The organism is Streptomyces sp. NPDC058663 (genome assembly GCF_042716745.1).
Classification (GTDB): Bacteria; Actinomycetota; Actinomycetes; order Streptomycetales; family Streptomycetaceae; genus Streptomyces.
Map to the genome: position 1 here is coordinate 314,568 of NZ_JBHXRV010000002.1, position 16,048 is coordinate 330,615.

Annotated in this window: 15 protein-coding genes; 4 read left to right on the top strand and 11 right to left on the bottom strand. The window is 71.9% G+C overall.

Annotation, left to right across the window (positions count from 1 at the left end):
* Positions 1–43: 43 nt before the first annotated feature.
* Genes ACFWVV_RS02775 through ACFWVV_RS02785 form a run of 3 tightly spaced genes read right to left on the bottom strand, consistent with a single transcriptional unit; the run spans position 44 to position 3,353 of the window.
* On the bottom strand, positions 44–1,093 hold the full coding sequence (locus ACFWVV_RS02775; RefSeq protein ID WP_384342347.1) for a Zn-dependent alcohol dehydrogenase: 1,050 nt from the start codon (positions 1,091–1,093) through the stop codon (positions 44–46).
* Complete coding sequence (locus ACFWVV_RS02780; RefSeq protein WP_384342346.1) at positions 1,090–2,379, bottom strand: acyl-CoA dehydrogenase family protein; 1,290 nt, start codon at positions 2,377–2,379, stop codon at positions 1,090–1,092. Before ACFWVV_RS02780 ends, ACFWVV_RS02775 begins: the two co-directional genes overlap by 4 nt.
* A gap of 53 nt (positions 2,380–2,432) precedes the next feature.
* Positions 2,433–3,353 (bottom strand): SDR family oxidoreductase, encoded by a 921-nt coding sequence (locus tag ACFWVV_RS02785; RefSeq protein ID WP_384342344.1) that lies wholly within the window; start codon positions 3,351–3,353, stop codon positions 2,433–2,435.
* A gap of 86 nt (positions 3,354–3,439) precedes the next feature.
* On the opposite strand from ACFWVV_RS02785, the gene ACFWVV_RS02790 reads away from it, so the two are divergent.
* Complete coding sequence (locus ACFWVV_RS02790; RefSeq protein WP_384342343.1) at positions 3,440–4,366, top strand: cyclase family protein; 927 nt, start codon at positions 3,440–3,442, stop codon at positions 4,364–4,366.
* Positions 4,367–4,665: 299 nt separating this feature from the next.
* On the opposite strand, the gene ACFWVV_RS02795 is transcribed toward ACFWVV_RS02790, so the two are convergent.
* The 4 genes from ACFWVV_RS02795 to ACFWVV_RS02810 all read right to left on the bottom strand — a co-directional run bounded on the left by ACFWVV_RS02795 (position 4,666) and on the right by ACFWVV_RS02810 (position 9,141).
* A complete protein-coding gene (locus ACFWVV_RS02795) occupies positions 4,666–5,235 on the bottom strand; it encodes an ATP-binding protein (protein ID WP_384342342.1) in 570 nt (189 codons plus the stop codon).
* Between the two features lie 451 nt (positions 5,236–5,686).
* Positions 5,687–6,709 carry an acyl-CoA dehydrogenase family protein gene (locus ACFWVV_RS02800; RefSeq protein ID WP_384342340.1) on the bottom strand — a complete coding sequence of 341 codons (1,023 nt, stop codon included), beginning with the start codon at positions 6,707–6,709 and terminating at the stop codon, positions 5,687–5,689.
* A 9-nt stretch (positions 6,710–6,718) separates the two neighbouring features.
* On the bottom strand, positions 6,719–7,867 hold the full coding sequence (locus ACFWVV_RS02805) for an acyl-CoA dehydrogenase family protein (RefSeq protein ID WP_384342338.1): 1,149 nt from the start codon (positions 7,865–7,867) through the stop codon (positions 6,719–6,721).
* Positions 7,867–9,141, bottom strand: coding sequence for an amidohydrolase family protein (locus ACFWVV_RS02810; RefSeq protein WP_384342336.1), 1,275 nt, complete (start codon positions 9,139–9,141; stop codon positions 7,867–7,869). The genes ACFWVV_RS02805 and ACFWVV_RS02810 overlap by 1 nt, the downstream gene beginning before the upstream one ends.
* Before the next feature lie 257 nt (positions 9,142–9,398).
* Between ACFWVV_RS02810 and ACFWVV_RS02815 the strand changes: the two genes are divergently transcribed.
* A complete protein-coding gene (locus tag ACFWVV_RS02815; protein WP_384342875.1) occupies positions 9,399–10,958 on the top strand; it encodes a class I adenylate-forming enzyme family protein in 1,560 nt (519 codons plus the stop codon).
* Positions 10,959–11,202: 244 nt separating this feature from the next.
* On the opposite strand, the gene ACFWVV_RS02820 is transcribed toward ACFWVV_RS02815, so the two are convergent.
* Both ACFWVV_RS02820 and ACFWVV_RS02825 read right to left on the bottom strand, forming a co-directional pair.
* The gene (locus tag ACFWVV_RS02820) at positions 11,203–11,733 is read right to left on the bottom strand and encodes an EF-hand domain-containing protein (RefSeq protein WP_384342334.1); all 531 of its coding nucleotides are present in this window, start codon (positions 11,731–11,733) and stop codon (positions 11,203–11,205) included.
* A gap of 116 nt (positions 11,734–11,849) precedes the next feature.
* On the bottom strand, positions 11,850–12,263 hold the full coding sequence (locus ACFWVV_RS02825) for an STAS domain-containing protein (protein ID WP_384342333.1): 414 nt from the start codon (positions 12,261–12,263) through the stop codon (positions 11,850–11,852).
* A 211-nt stretch (positions 12,264–12,474) separates the two neighbouring features.
* Here ACFWVV_RS02825 and ACFWVV_RS02830 point away from each other — a divergent pair, with 211 nt between their 5' ends.
* On the top strand, positions 12,475–13,068 hold the full coding sequence (locus ACFWVV_RS02830) for a sigma-70 family RNA polymerase sigma factor (protein ID WP_384342331.1): 594 nt from the start codon (positions 12,475–12,477) through the stop codon (positions 13,066–13,068).
* Positions 13,065–14,321 (top strand): zf-HC2 domain-containing protein, encoded by a 1,257-nt coding sequence (locus tag ACFWVV_RS02835; protein ID WP_384342330.1) that lies wholly within the window; start codon positions 13,065–13,067, stop codon positions 14,319–14,321. The genes ACFWVV_RS02830 and ACFWVV_RS02835 overlap by 4 nt, the downstream gene beginning before the upstream one ends.
* 58 nt (positions 14,322–14,379) lie before the next feature.
* On the opposite strand, the gene purU is transcribed toward ACFWVV_RS02835, so the two are convergent.
* Entirely contained in the window at positions 14,380–15,261 is an 882-nt protein-coding gene (gene purU, locus ACFWVV_RS02840) for a formyltetrahydrofolate deformylase (RefSeq protein ID WP_384342328.1), read from the bottom strand.
* A 32-nt stretch (positions 15,262–15,293) separates the two neighbouring features.
* Complete coding sequence (locus tag ACFWVV_RS02845) at positions 15,294–15,740, bottom strand: hypothetical protein (RefSeq protein ID WP_384342873.1); 447 nt, start codon at positions 15,738–15,740, stop codon at positions 15,294–15,296.
* Positions 15,741–16,048 lie beyond the last annotated feature (308 nt).

A 16,048-nucleotide genomic window follows, 5' to 3' on the forward strand; every position in this document is an offset into this window, starting at 1 on the left:
CACCGGCACCGGAGTCCGAACGGGAACAGGTACCGCCCCCCGCTCAGAAGGTCAGCACCCCCCGCGCCACCCTCCCCCGGTGTGCGTCGTCCGCCGCCTTCGCGAAGTCCTCGACCGGGTACGTCTTCGTCACCAGCTCGTCCAGCAGCAGCCGTCCCTGCCGGTACAGCTCCGCATACAGCGGCACGTCGCGCTGCGGCCTGGAGGATCCGTACCGGCAGCCCAGGATCGACTTGTCCAGGAACATCGCGGCGGGCAGGAAGCTCACCTCGTCCGTCGGCGCCGTCATGCCGAGCAGGACGGCCTGCCCGTGCCGGTCGAGCAGCTCGATCGCCTTGCGGATCAGGGCGGTCCGGCCCACGCACTCGAAGACGTGGTCCGCACCGGTGGGCAGGACGTCGCGCACCTCGTCCACCGAGGGCAGGAAGTGGGTGGCTCCGAACCGGCGCGCCGCCGCCTCCTTCGCCACGTTCGTGTCGACCGCGACGATCACCGAGGCACCCGCGATGCGCGCGCCCTGGATGACGTTGAGGCCGATGCCGCCGGTGCCGATCACGACGACACTCTCGCCGAGTCCGACCCTGGCCCGGTTGAGGACGGCGCCGACGCCCGTGAGGACTCCGCAGCCGATGAGCGCGGCGGAGGTGAGCGGGATGTCGGACGGGATCTTCACCGCCTGGACGGCCTTGACCAGCGTACGTTCTGCGAATGCCGAGTTGGAGGCGAACTGGTAGAGCGGGGTTCCGCCGCGCGAGAAGGGCTGCCCGGGCATGCCGATGGCCTTGCGGCACATGGTCGGCCGCCCCCGGTCGCACTCCGCGCACACCCCGCAGCCCGCCAGTGTGGAGAGGGCCACGTGGTCGCCCGGCACCACGTGGCGCACCCCCGCGCCGACCGCCTCCACCACCCCCGCGCCCTCGTGGCCGAGGACGACGGGCACGGGGAACGGAATGGTTCCGTCGATCACCGACAGGTCGCTGTGGCAGAGCCCGGCCGCGCCGATCCCCACCAGCACCTCCCCCGGCCCCGGGTCCCGTATCTCCAGGTCGTCGGCCACCTCGACCTGCTTCCCGTCGAAGACGACACCCCTCATCGCGATCCCCTCGCTTCTCTCGGCAGGCCGAGCACGCGCTCGGCGATGATGTTGCGCTGGATTTCGTCGGAGCCGCCGTAGAGGGTGTCGGCGCGCGAGAAGAGGAACAGCCGCTGGGTACGGTCCAGCGGGTACGAGGGGTCCCATGCGACCACCCCACCGACCGCACCCACCGCCACCGCCGAGTCCCCCGCACCCGCCACCCCCGCCGAACCCCCCGTGCCCGGAGCAGACCCTGCGCCCCCCGTGCCCGCAGCAGGCCCCGTGCCCCCCGCCACCGTCGCTTCCGCCCCCCGCACCCGCATCGCCAGCTCGCCGAGGCGCTGGTGCCAGCTCCCCCAGAGCAGCTTGGCAACGCTCGGGGCGCCGGGGTCGTCGGCCGCGGAAGTACCCAGGGTGCGCATGGCGTTCCAGCGCATCACGCGCAGCTCGCTCCACTGCCGTACGAGGGCATCCCGCAATACCGGGTCGTCCGTCCCCACCGCCAGGACATCCGCCAACTCCTGCTCGAAACCCACTTGTTGGGCGAGCGTGGAGACTCCGCGCTCCAGACCGAGCAGGCTCGTGGCGACGGCCCAGCCCCTCCCCTCGCCGCCGACCACCTCCCCGGCGTACGCCCCGTCGAAGAAGACCTCGTTGAACTCGGCCGTCCCGGACATCTGCCGGATCGGCCGCACCTCCACCCCCTCCTGCCGCATCGGTACGAGGAGGAAGGACAGGCCGCGCTGCCGGGCCGACCCCGCTTCCGTACGGGCGAGGACGAAGCACCAGTCGGCCTCGTGGGCGAGCGAGGTCCACACCTTCTGCCCGGTCACCCGGTGACCTTCGCCGTCCCGCACCGCGGCGGTCCGCACGGCCGCCAGATCGGAGCCCGCGCCGGGCTCGCTGTACCCCTGGCACCACAGCTCCTCGCCGCGCGCGATGCCGGGCAGGAACCGGCGCCGCTGGGCCTCGGTGCCGTAGGCGAGGAGTGTGGGGGCGAGCAGGTTCTCCCCGATGTGGCCGATCCTGGCAGGGGCCCGGGAGCGGGCGTACTCCTCGGCCCAGATCACCTGCTGGACGAGGGTGGCCTGCCTGCGGGCGTACGGGGGCGAATCCCAGCCGAGCCCGATCCAGCCCGCCGCACCCAGTTCCCGCTCCCAGTCGCGCCGGGCGGCCATGGCCTCGTGCTCGCGCCCGGGCCCGCCCGCACCCAGGGCGTCCGCGAAGGGCACCAGAGCAGCGTCGAGCCACTCCCGCACCTCGCCCCGGAAGGCCGAGTCGTCCGTACCGAACGCGAAGTCCATTGCCACTCCGAGAAGTTGAGTATCAGCAGCGAAGGGCGTACAGCCGGGGCTACTCACCCCGCCGCGTTCGGCCGCTCCCCCTTGTCCGCCGCCTCCCGCATCGCCGCCAGCTGGGCCAGCATCGGCATCGGGTCCGTACCGACCGTCCCCGGCAGGAAGTCCGCGAGTGCCTGCGGCGTCCAGGAGCCGGAGGCCGCGTACGCCGCGCGCAGTTCCCTGGGCTGCGCCCACACCGCGATCTTCGGCCCCGCCACCGTGTAGACCTGCCCGGTGACGCCCTCGGCCCTGGCCCGTTCGGAGAGCAGGTACACGACCAGCGCGGCGACGTCCTCCGGCTCGCCGATCTCCTTCAGCTCCATGGGTACGCCCGCCGACATGCGGGTGCGCGCGACGGGGGCCACCGCGTTCGCCGTCACCCCGTACTTGTGCAGGCCGAGGGCCGCGCTGCGGACCAGGGAGATGATGCCGCCCTTGGCCGCGCTGTAGTTGGCCTGGGCGACGCTGCCCTGGTGGTTGCCGCTGGTGAAGCCGACGAGGGTGCCGGTGCCCTGGCGGCGCATGACCGCGGAGGCGGCCCGGAAGAGGGTGAAGGTGCCCTTGAGGTGGGTGGCGACGACCGCGTCCCATTCTTCCTCGGACATGTTGAACAGCATCCGCTCGCGCAGGATGCCGGCCACGCAGACGACGCCGTCGACGCGTCCGTATTCGCTCAGCGCGGTGTCGACGACCCGCTGCCCGCCCGCCATGGTGGAGATGTCGTCGGCCACCGCGACCGCCGTACCGCCCGCCGCCTCGATCTCCTTGACGACACCGGCCGCGACCTCGCTGGTGGGTTCGGCGCCCGCCATGGAGACCCCGTAGTCGTTGACCACCACCCGTGCGCCCTCCGCCGCGCACGCCAGCGCCACCGCCCGCCCGATCCCGCGCCCCGCTCCGGTCACCGCTATGACCTTGCCGGCCAAGAAGTTACCCATCACCACGCCTTCCCAAGGTTTCTGACGGACCGTTAGATTCTAGGACCACCCCGCCGCTCCGGCACAAGACCCGGGAGGACCCGCAAATGTCCCTGCCTGCCGAGTTCCACGACATCGCCAAACGCGTGAACAACTGGGGCCGCTGGGGCGCCGACGACGAGATCGGCACGCTGAACCTGATCACGGACGAGGTGGTGCGGGCCGCCGCACGGACCGTACGCAGCGGGCGCCGCGTCCCGCTGGCACTGCCGCTCCAGCAGGACGGCGTACAGACCGGGATGATCCCGGGGCGGGTCAATCCGCTGCACTCGATGGTGCAGCTCAACCAGGAGCTGTTCGGCCCGGGAACGGTCGCCACCAGCGACGACGCGGTGACGATGGGGCTCCAGGCCGGCACCCACTGGGACGCGCTGACCCATGCCTCGCACTCCGGCCGGATCTGGAACGGGCGCTCCGCCGACACCATCACCGCGCACGGCCGCTCCGCCTTCAGCGGCATCGACAAGGCCCGGCACGTGGTCTCGCGCGGGGTCCTGCTGGACGTGGCACGGGCGCGTGGGGCCGAGCGGCTGGAAGGGGGTCACGCGGTCACGCCCGAGGACCTGGACGCGGCCGAGGAACTGGCGGGGCTCAGAGTGGCGGCGGGCGACATCGTGCTGGTGCGGACCGGGCAGGTGCGGGTGTACCTGGGCGGGGACAAGCACGGCTACGGCTATCCGTCCCCCGGGCTCTCGGTGCGGACCCCGGAGTGGTTCCACGCGCGGGACGTGGCCGCGGTCGCGAACGACACCCTGACCTTCGAGATCTTCCCGCCGGAGATCGAGAACCTGTGGCTGCCGGTGCACGCGCTCCATCTGGTCGAGATGGGGATGCTGCAGGGGCAGAACTGGAACCTGGAGGAGCTGTCGGTGGCGTGCGCGGAGGAGGGACGGTACGGGTTCCTGCTGTCGGCGATGCCGGAGCCCTTTGTCGGCGGGACGGGGACACCGGTGGCGCCGGTTGCCGTCCTCTGAGCCGCAGCCGTAGCCATGGTCACGGTCACAGCCACAGCCACAGCCACAGCCACAGCCATGGTCACAGCCACCGTCATGGTCACAGCCGAAACCCCACGCACCCGCATGCGCACCCCGGGCCACCGGGGACGGATCCGTATGCGGGTGGTGGCCGTCGGCATGCCGCGCCGGCCACCACCCCACCGACCCGCATTCGCCGAGGACGGCCCGGCGCCCTCGGCGTCCCCTCGCAACGAATCGCCTTCACAAGGGTGAGCAGCCGCCCATCTGGCGTCAACACCGACCCGGTGAGATGTCCGCTATGCCAGATTGGTGACGGCGCGCGACGGCTCGTACCTCACCGTTTCGGGGCGCTCTCCGCACGCCCCCGCGGGCCGTGCGACCTGCCGGTCCACCTCGCACCAGATCCGCTTGCCGGAACCCTCGGCCTGCCAGCCCCACCGGTCGGCGAGTCCGTCGACAAGCTCCAGGCCACGGCCGTTGGTGTCGTCGCCCTCCGCGTGGCGCGGCCGTGGAGGCCGGGCGCTGACGTCGGCCACCTCCACCCGGACCATGCCACAGCCGGACACACCGGGTGCGGTGCCCTCACCCGGACCGCCGGGGTCCGGCGCGCCGGACCCGGCACCGCTGCCGGTCCCGCGGCCGTCCGCCCCCTCGCCCCCGGGGAACAGCATCCGCAGCACGGCCGGACAGCCCGTGTGCACGACGGCGTTGGTGACCAGCTCCGAAATGAGCAGCACCAACGTCTCGGCGACCGGCTCGTCGGCGTCGATTCCGCAGCCGACCAGCCTGGACCGTGCCCACCTGCGGGCCCGCCCCACTTCCGCGGGATCGGCCCCGACCTCCAATTGCACCTGAAGCACCTGCACCGCTCACACCATCCGAACCGGCGGACACAACGCCTCGCGTCTCCACAGGGTCACGGAACGTGATTCCCTTGTGGCACAGCATGGTTGACGTACAGTCACCGCAACAAGCGCTTCAGGCATATTCCAGCGCGAAGGAGTACGCGTCCTGCATACTGTGCGACGCACGTTGCGGAGAGTCGAACGTGAGCGCTTGTGGCGCCTTCGCCCGACGCGAGGGACGGTGGCTTCGACGCACGTCGCCCGGTCCGGAGCCGCCATACAGGCCGCACCGGGAATCCCGTGCTCCACCACCACTCGCATCTGACGGAGCGTACCGGAGCCCGGAGCCGACTCCGGCCCGTGACGGCCCTCCGGAAGGACACAACCCGATATCGACACAGGGTGACCTCTTCTGCTTGAACCGTGATCCATTGTGCCGCAGCTCCGCCCCGATCCGTCCGTTTACTCCCGATCACACCTGATCAGCGGGGTCGTCGACGGCGACCATCAACAGTTCCCGGGCCAGTTCCTCCTCCAATTCCGCCCGGGAAGGACCCCGCGCGGCCCGCACCCACGCTCGCTTCAGGTGCAGGTGTACGTCGGATTCCCAGGTGAAGCCCATACCGCCGCACACCTGGAGGCAGTCCCTGGCGTTGCGCTCGGCCGCTTCGTCGGCGAGCAGCTTGGCCGCTGCGATGTCGGGGGACGCCGCGGTGACGGCTGCCGCGTAGACGGCGGTACGGGCCATCTCGGAGCGCACCAGCATCTGTGCGCACAGGTGTTTCACGGCCTGGAACGCGCCGACCGGCCGGCCGAACTGAACGCGCCGGGAAGCGTGTTGCACGGCGAGCTCGACCGTTCTGGCCGCACTGCCCGACTGTTCGGCAGCCGTGAGAAGAATCGATTCAGGTGACCGGTGTGCGGCGGGCGCCCGGTCCCCTGCGGGCTCAACGCGTCGGGACCGGCCTGCCGGTTTATCCGGTCCGTCCAGTCCGTTAGGTCCGTCCAGTCCGTCCGGTCCGTCCAGTCCGTCCAGTCCGTCCGGCAGCCTGTGCAGCGGCGTGAGGGGGTCCACCGAACGCACCGGCAGCACCACCTCCGCCAGTGCGGCCCGGTCCCGGCCCCGTACGACGTCCGCGTCCGCGAAGTGCGCGATCAGCGCTCCCGCCGGGGCGGTGACGATCACCTCGCCCTCGGCGGCGCCCTTCACCGCGCCGGCCGCAAGATGGGTGTCCACCAGTGGTCCCGGCAGGAGGGCGCGGCCCGCTTCCTCGAAGAGCAGCGCAGCCTCGGGGAGGCCGAGGCCGACGCCGCCCTCGGATTCGGGCAGCCGGAGCGCAAAGAGGCCCGTGTCGCCGAGCGCCCGCCACAGGGCTCTGTCGAGGGTGCCCCGCTCCAGCGTTGCGCGCAGTTCCTCGCGCGGGAAGCGCCGGGCGAGGAGGTCCCGCATACCGGTGCGCAACGCCCGTTGGTCGGCGGTCGGTTGGAAGTCCACGGGCGCCTCTCACCGGCCTTTCGGGAGGCCGAGGATGCGCTCGGCGACGATGTTCTGCTGGATCTGGGAGGTGCCGGCGGCGATCGTGTAGGAGAGCGCGGAGAGCCGGTCGAGGTTCCAGCCGTGCGGGTCGTCGAGGTCGAGGGCGGCCGCGGGGCCGAGGACGTCCGCGGCGGTGTCGTACAGCTGCTGGCGGGCGTGCGAGTAGCGGAGCTTGAAGACGGAGCCGCCGACGCCGGGCACGCCGTGGGCACGGGCTTCGCTGACGTTCCACTGGGTGAGCCGCCACAGGACGGCGAACTCGGCGTTCAGCCGCCCGAGTTGGCGTCGCAGCGACGGGTCGTCCCAGCGGCCGTTGGCCACGGCCTCGCGGGCGAGCAGGGTCAGCGTGCGGCGGCAGGCGACCACCTCGCCGACGAAGGCCGTGCCGCGCTCGAAGGAGAGCGTGACCATGGTGACCCGCCAGCCGTCGTTCTCGGCGCCGACCCGGTGGGCCACCGGGACGCGCACCTCGTCGAGGAACATCTCCGCGAACTCGGCCGACCCGGCGAGCGTGCGCAGCGGCCGCACCGTCACCCCGGGGGCGTCCATCGGCATCGCCAGCCAGGTGATGCCCTTGTGCTTCGGGGTTTCCGGGGTGACGGGCGAGGTGCGGACGAGGAGCTCGCACCAGTCGGCGACCTCCGCGTGCGAGGTCCATATCTTGGACCCGGTGACGACGTAGGAGTTCCCGTCGCGCACCGCCCTCGTGCGGAGCGAGGCCAGGTCGGAGCCCGCGTCCGGCTCGCTGAAGCCCTGGCACCAGACCTCGTCGCCGCGCAGGATCGGCGGCAGCCAGCGCTCCCGCTGCTGCGGGGTGCCTTCGGCGGCGATGGTCGGACCCGCGTGCAGCAGCCCGACGAAGTTGGCGCCGACGTAGGGGGCGCCGGCCCGTTCGGTCTCCTCCAGGAAGATCAGGTGCTGGGTGGGGGCGGCCTCGTGCGGCAGACCCGCGTACCCGGCGTCGTACAGCATCCGCTGCCAGCCGGTGTCGTACGCCCTTCTGCCCGGCCAGTCACCGGGGTCGGGGCGGGGCGGCAGCGTGGGCAGCACCCGCCGCAGCCACCCCCTCAGCCGGGCCCGGAATTCCTCCTCCTCGGGCGTGTACGTCAGGTCCATCAGCGACGCAGGTCCCGGTCGGGGTGCTGCCGGTCCCGGTCGGGGCGCTGCCGGTCCCGGTCCGAGCGCCGGCGGTCCCGGTCGAGGTCCAGGCCGAGCATCCGGATCGCGTTGCCGCGCATCAGTTTGTAGACCGTCTCGTCGTCGAGGCCCTTGACGTGGTCGAGGGCGACGTCCTTGGTGTGCGGGAAGGTGGAGTCGACGTGCGGGTAGTCGGTCTCGAAGGTGGCGTTGTCGCGGCCGACGACGTCGAGCGAGGCGATGCCGTGCTTGTCGCGGAAGAAGCAGCAGAAGATCTGCCGGTAGTAGTACGTGGACGGGGGCTCGGGGATCAGGTCCTTGACGCCGCCCCAGGCCCGGTGCTCCTGCCAGACGTCGTCGGCGCGCTCCAGGGCGTACGGGATCCAGCCCATCTGGCCCTCGCTGTAGGCGAGCTTGAGCTGCGGGAACTTCACCAGGACGCCGGAGAAGAGGAAGTCCATCATCGAGGCCATCGCGTTGTTGAAGGAGAGCGCGGCCTGGACGGCGGGCGGGGCGTCGGGGGATGCGGCGGGCATCTGGGAGCTGCTGCCGATGTGCATGTTGACGACCGTCCCGGTCTCCTCGCAGACCGCGAAGAAGGGGTCCCAGTAACCGGAGTGGATGGAGGGGAGGCCGAGGTGGGTGGGTATCTCGGAGAAGGTGACCGCCCGTACCCCACGGGCCGCGTTGCGGCGGATCTCGGCCACCGCGAGGCCGATGTCCCAGAGCGGGACGATGCACAGCGGGATGAGCCGGCCGCCGCTGTCGCCGCACCACTCCTCGACCATCCAGTCGTTGTAAGCGCGCACGCAGGCGAGCGCGACCTCCTTGTCGTGGGCCTCGGCGAAGGTCTGGCCGCAGAAGCGCGGAAAGGTGGGGAAGCAGAGGGAGCCCTCGACGTGGTTGAGGTCCATGTCCTTGAGCCGCTCTGCCGGGTCCCAGCAGCCCTTGCGCATCTCGGCGCGGGTGATGCCCTCCAGGGTCATGTCGTCGCGGTCGAAGCCGACGGCGGCGATGTTCCGCTTGTACGGGAACTTCAGGTCCTCGTAGATCCACCAGTCGGTGGGCGGGCCCTCGGGATCCATGGAGATGACGTACTTGCCGCCGGTGTAGGCGAGTTCACCGATTCCCGCGGTCAGCGGCTGCGGGCCGCGCTCCCGGTACTTGGCCGGTAGCCAGGTGGAGAAGAGGTGCGGGGGCTCGATCACGTGGTCGTCGACGCTGATGATGCGAGGCAGTTCGGTGTGGCCCATCCGGCAGTCCCCTTAGCGGTATCTGATGACCCGTCAGAATTCAGGCTAGCGGCGCACCCCTGGACCGACAAGGCGCGGAGCCCTACGCTCACGGCTGTTCCTGACGAGGCGTCAGTTCCCGGGAGGGCGTAGTGACCTCACCGCACACCGCACCCGAATCCGAATCCGCACCAGCACCAGCACCAGCACCAGCAACCGAGTCCGCAGCCGCACACGCATTCGCACCCGAAGCCGCACCCGATGCCGAATCGGAGCGGATCGCGCACGAGCTGGGCGAGTCCCGGACCCTCTGGGAGCTGGTCCGCCGCCGGGCCGGTCTCACCCCCGGCCGGCCGGTGCTGCTCCAGGAGGAGCACACCCTCACCTTCGGCGGGCTGCACGAGCACGCCGAGCGCGTCGCCGCCGGGCTGTACGGCCTCGGGGTGCGGCCGGGCTCCGTGGTCGCCTGGCAGCTGCCGACCCGGATCCGGACGGTGCTGCTCTCGCTCGCGCTGGCCCGCCTGGGCGCGGTGCAGTCCCCGGTGATCCCCTTCTACCGGGACCGCGAGGTGGGCTTCGCGCTGCGCGAGTCGAAGGCGGACTTCTTCGTGGTGCCCGGCGAGTGGCGGGGATTCGACCACGCGTCGATGGCGCACCGGCTGGCCCGGGGGCTGCCGCGCCCGCTGGTCGTCCTCACCACGTACGACGACCTGCCCGACGGGGACCCGGCCGTCCTGCCGCCACCGCCCGCCGAGGGCACCGAGGTGCGCTGGATCTACTGGACCTCCGGCACCACCGCGGACCCGCGCGGCGTGCTGCACACCGACCGCTCGCTCGTCGCGGCCGGTTCCTGCCTGGCGCACGCGCTGCGGCCCGTCCCCTCGGACGTGGGCTCGGTCGCCTTCCCGTTCGCCCACATCGGGGGCCCCGACTATCTGGTGATGCTGCTGCTGTACGGGTTCCCCGCCGTGCTCTTCGAACAGTTCGCGCTGCCCGCGGCTTTGGCCGAATATCGCCGTCACGGGGTGACCGTGGCGGGCGGCTCGACGGCCTTCTACACGATGTTCCTCGCCGAGCAGCGCAAGGACCCCTCGGTGCCGCTGATCCCGACGCTGCGGCTGATGGCGGGCGGCGGGGCGCCGAAGCCACCCGAGATCTACCACGCGGTCGTGCGCGAATTGGGCTGCCAACTCACCCACGGGTACGGGATGACCGAGGTGCCCATGATCACCATGGGGGCGCCCGACGACTCCCCCGAGAACCTGGCGACGACCGAGGGCAGACCTCCGCGAGGGATGTCGGTGACGGTCACGGACACCGGGGGGAAGCCGGTGCCCGCCGGGGTGGACGGTGAGATCCGGCTGCGCGGGGAGGCGGTCTGCCAGGGGTATCTGGACCCGGCCGCGACGGCGTCGGCGTTCGACGACGAGGGTCGCCTGATCACCGGTGACCTGGGGCATCTGACCACTTCCGGCCATCTGGTGCTGACCGGGAGGCTCAAGGACGTCATCATCCGCAAGGGCGAGAACATCTCGGCGAAGGAGATCGAGGACCTGCTGCACCAGCACCCGGCGGTCGCCGATGCGGCGGTCGTCGGACTGCCGGACGCGGAGCGCGGCGAGCGGGTCTGCGCGGTGGTGGAACTGAGGGCCGGCCGGCCCGGCCTGGCGCTCGCGGACGTCGTCGCGTACCTCGGGAAGGCCGGGCTGGCCACGCACAAGCTGCCGGAGCAGCTGGAGGTGGTGGCGGAGATGCCGCGCAACGAGACGCTGCGCAAGGTCCTCAAGTACAAGCTGAGGGAGCGGTTCACGGACCGCGGCGCGGGTGCCGGGATCTGACCGCGGGTCCACCACCCCGGGACCGGACCCCGGCTCCGGCTCCAGCTCCTGAGGCCGGGTTGTGGGCCCGGGGTTGTGGGCCCGGGGTCGTGGGCCCGGGGTCGTGGGCCCGGGGTCGTGGGCCCGGGGTCGTGGGCCCGGGGTCGTGGGCCCGGGGTCGTGGGCCCGGGGTCGTGGGAGCGAGCCCCCGGTCGCTGTTCCGGTTCCGGTTCCCGGCAGCTGGTGAACCGCCCCCCGGGGGCCGTTACTGCGGGTCGGGGCCGTCCAGCGTGTAGTAGTGGGCGAAGGCGGAAAGGGTCTCTTCCTCGGTGATGCGGCCGTCGCCGTCCGCGTCCAGTGCGCCCGCCACCTGCTCGGCGGCCTGGGCGTCCGCGCCCAGTACCCGCAGCAGCCGGGTGGCCGCCGCGACCGTCAAGCCCTCCCCCTCCCCGTCCGCGGCCGCCGCGATCTCGATCGCGGCGTGCAGGAAGGGGCGGGCGATCTCGGCGAACCTCTTCGGGTTGTCGCGCAGGCGCTTGACCGCACCTGTCACGAACTCGTCGCGGGTGACCCGTTGGTCGCCGTCCACGTCGGCGATTCCGGCCATTCCCTGCCAGAACGCCTCGGCGCCACTGTAGAGGGCCTGTCCCTTGTCGCAACGGGCTGTGGTGCTGAATTCGGCAAGGATCGCGGCAGCCGCGGCACTGAAGTCCTCGCGGTCGATGTAGCCGTTGCCGTCCTGGTCGAAGGAGGCGAAACGGGCCGCTGTCTTGCGCTCGTACTCTGCGCTGTCCATGCAGGTGAGCGTACGACGTGGTCGCGCGGACCAGGCGGGTTATGCAGGGAAATCATCCGCGGGAGGGGCGGTTGGACCCCGGCTGCGGCAGCCGGCGGGCCCGGTGGCGGGTCCCGTCAGGCGGACAGGGACTGGGCCGTGTCGTCCACGGCCGTCGGCACGTCGGGGAACACCTCGAACAGGCGCCGCACGCCCAGGGCAGCGAGCACCCGGTTGACGTGGCTGCCGTCCACCGCCCCGCGGGCGGGCAGGATCAGCCGCAGGCTGCCCTGGCAGGAGCGCATCAGCCGGCGGGCGGCGATCAGCACGCCGACCCCGCTGGAGTCGCAGAACAGGACGTCGGAGAGGTCGAGCACCAACCGGTGGCGGCCGTCCGCGACGGCGTGGTGGACGTGCTGGCGCACGGCGGGCGAGGTCACCAGGTCCAGTTCGCCGGAGATGTGCAGCACGGCCCAGCCGTCGTGCTCTGCCTCTGTCACCTTCAGCGCCACGTCGGACCTTTCAACTAACCGGAAGTCAACCTTCCTCATCGCGGCTTCCCTACCGCCCTCCCCATGAAACACCGCCCGCCTGTGAGGTCCGTACGCAGGAGGTACGTAATGACCGGATCACTACCATCCCGGACCACCCCCGGGGGCGCACTTGTCGCAAAGGAGCGTGCGCCGTCCGGTCCCCGCACTACATTCGAAAGCGCACGGGTTTCATGGCGGGGTACGTCGTGCTGGGGGGGGTGGGAGCCGGATGCCGAAGGACGCACCGCCGCGCTGGGACCGCAGGATGCAGCAGCGGCTGGCGCGGGGCGAGGCGGCCGCGCTCGGCGAGCTGTACGACCGGTTCGCCTCGCTGGTGCACAGCCTCGCCCACCGCGTGCTGGACGACGAGGACGCGGCCGACCAGATCACCCGTGACGTCTTCGGGCACGTCTGGGAGAACCCGCACGCGTACGACCCCAAGGAAGGCTCCATGCGGGCCTGGATCGCCCGGCTCACCAACCGGCGGGCCGTGCACCGGCTGCGCCAGTCCGAGTCGGCGGCGCTCGCCGAGGGCGAGGGCACCGCCGAGGAGCTGGAACTGAAGGTGCGCAGGGCGGCGGCCGTGGCCCGCGCCGACTACATCGTCACCTCGATGCCCACGCCGCTGCGCGAGGCCCTGGAACTGGCGTACTTCCAGCGGCGCGACTACCGCCAGACGGCCCGCCAGCTCGGCGTCACCGAGGACGAGGCCCGTCGCAGGCTCCGGCTCGGCCTCCAGCTCCTGTCCACGGCCAACACGGCCCACCCCTCGTACCCGGGCGGCGTCCGCGGCGAGTACGGCGACCACGGGAGCTCCCGGTGAGCCCCACCCCGGAGGGCTCCGGAGCCGACGGCGACGGCACGTACGACAGGGACGACGGCCACGGCACGCCCGGCGGTCACGGCGGTCACGGCGGTCACGGCGGTCACGACAGTCACGGAGGAAACGGCAGCCACGGCGCGCCCGGTGACCTCTCCCAGCACCGCACCCTGAAGTCACTGCTCGGTGCCTGGGCGCTGGCGGCCTGCTCGGGCGAGGAGACCCGGGCCGTGGAGGAGCACCTCACCGAGTGCGCCCCCTGCGCGGACGAGGCGCTGCGGCTGCGGGACGCCGTCGGGCTGCTCCAGGCCGAGCGCGGCCTCGACCTCGACCCGCAGCTCCGCTCCCGGGTCCTGGACACCTGTCTGCTCCGCCGCCCCGCCCTCATCCCGGTGCCCGGCTGGGCGCGGCCCTACGACGCGGAGACGGCCCGGCTCGACGCCCTGCTCTCGGACATCGACCCGGGCGAGTGGCACGCCCCGGTGCAGCTGCGCTGGTTCGAGGAGGAGCAGCCGGTGCGCCGCAAGGCGACCGTCGCCGCGGTCATCGGACACCTGATGGCCGTCGACGGACTCGTGGCCAGGGCGCTGGGCCTGGACGACCCCTTCGTCCTCCCGGACGGCACGGGCCCCGACCCCACCAGCCGTACGGAGGCGTACTGGCAGGGCTCCCACCAGCCGCCCACCCGCGCGGTCCGCACCCCGTGGCGCGAGCAGAGCCACACCCTGCTGCGCACCGCGTCCTTCGCGGGCAGCGGGGCGGCCGAGCTCGACGTGGACTACGGGGCGTTCGCGCTGCCCCTGAAGGACGCGCTGCTGGAGCGGGCCTTCGAGTGCTGGGTGCACGCGGAGGACATCGCGCGGGCGGTGGACTACCCGTACGAACCGCCGTCCGGCGCCCATCTGCACCAGCTGATCGACCTGGCGGCCCGGTTACTGCCCGGCACGCTCGCCGCGCGCCGCCGCTCCGGTCTCGCGCCGCCCGCGCAGGGCCTGGTCACCGCGGGGTCCCCGGGCCGGACCCTGCACCTGGAAGTGGAGGGTCCGGGCGGCGGCGACTGGTGGATCGCGCTCGACTCCCCCGCGGCCGTCGGCTCACCCGACCGCAAGGTGGCGCACATCGCTCTGGACGGCGTCGAGTTCTGCCGGCTCGCGGCCGGACACGTACCGCCGCAGGAGGCGGCGGCCGGGCAGCTGGGCGACAAGGGGGCGGTGCGGGACGTGCTGTTCGCGGCGGCCTCGCTGTCCCGCCTGTGACCCGCACCGCGCCCTCGGCCCCCGCGGACCCCTCGGGGCACGCCGCGCAACGGTGGGGCTAGTCGAAGACGACCGTGCGGTGCCCGTTGAGCAGCACCCGGTGCTCGCTGTGCCACTTCACCGCGCGGGCAAGGGCCTGGCACTCCACGTCGCGGCCGACGGCCACCAGCTGCTCCGGGGTGACCTCGTGGCCGACGCGCTCGACCTCCTGCTCGATGATCGGGCCCTCGTCGAGGTCGGCCGTCACGTAGTGCGCGGTCGCGCCGATCAGCTTCACTCCGCGCGCGTGCGCCTGGTGGTAGGGCTTGGCGCCCTTGAAGCTCGGCAGGAAGGAGTGGTGGATGTTGATGATGCGCCCGCTGAGCTGCTTGCAGATGTGGTCGGAGAGGACCTGCATGTAGCGGGCCAGCACCACGAGCTCGACGTGCTCGGCGGCGACCAGGTCGAGCACCTGCTGCTCGGCCTCGGCCTTGGTCTCCTTCGTCACCGGAATGTGATGGAAGGGGACGTCGTACGAGCCGACCAGCTCGCGGAAGTCCGGGTGGTTGGAGACGACGGCGGCGATCTCGACCGGCAGCGCGCCGATCCGCGACCGGAACAGCAGGTCGTTCAGGCAGTGCCCGAACTTGCTGACCATCAGGACGATCCGCATCTTGTCCTCGGCCCGGTGGATCTCCCAGTCCATCCGGAAGGAGTCCCCGACGGCGGCGAAGCTGGCCCGCAGCTTCTCCACGGTGACCGGCGCCTCGGCGGCGAAGGCGACCCGCATGAAGAACAGTCCGGTGTCGTGGTCCCCGAACTGCCGGCTGTCCTCGATGTTGCAGCCGGTCATGAACAGATAACTGGACACCGCGTGCACGATGCCCTGTTTGTCCGGGCAGGACAGGGTCAGCACGTACTGGTCGGAGGCTGCGGGCGCGGGCTTGGGGTCGTCTCTCATGACCCAAGAGGATCGCACACCAGGACGGATCCCTAGGCCGGGTTCGTGAGAATGCGGATGAGCTCCAGCGAGCGCGGAGCGGTGTCCGGGTCGTCCCCGTCGGCCTGCGCCATCCGTACGTGCGCCTCGCGGGCCGCCCGTACCGCTTCCGGCCAGCCGTGGTGGGCCATGTACGCGGAGACGGGGGCGTCGGCGCCGACCTGGTGCATGATCCGCAGGACCCGGAGCACGGCGACGTCCACGACGGCGGCCTCGCCCGAGTCCCGGAAGATGGTGCCGACGTACTTCTCGGCGGACCAGTTGTCGAGCCAGGTGTCCTCGACGAGGCGGTAGACGGCGTCGGTGATGTCCCCGTACCCGTCGAGCCCGGCCAGCCAGCACTCCTGGTGGAAGACGGGGTCGGAGAGCATGTGCAGCGCGGAACGCACCTGAGTGCGCCAGCGCCACCACGGCATGTCATTCAGCGGCATGCCGCCCATGGTGGTGGAGCGACGGCCGCGACGGGAAGGGTTCGGGGAAGCCAGCACGGTTGTCGATCGTACGGGGGTACGAATTCGACGCGGACAAGCCCCCGCGCCCGGTGCGAGCGCACCCCGGCGCCGAGCAGGGGCAAACCCGCACGTCCCGCGAGGACAAACCCCCGCGATCCGCCCTTTTTCGGCGAGTGCGCGAGGGGTGCCGCCCCGGCGCCCCGATCGCCGCCGGTCGCCGCCGCCCCCCCCCCGCTGACGCAACACACCTACGGCGGGGGGCGGCGCGGGGCTCCACGGGGCGGCGGCTCAGGGGC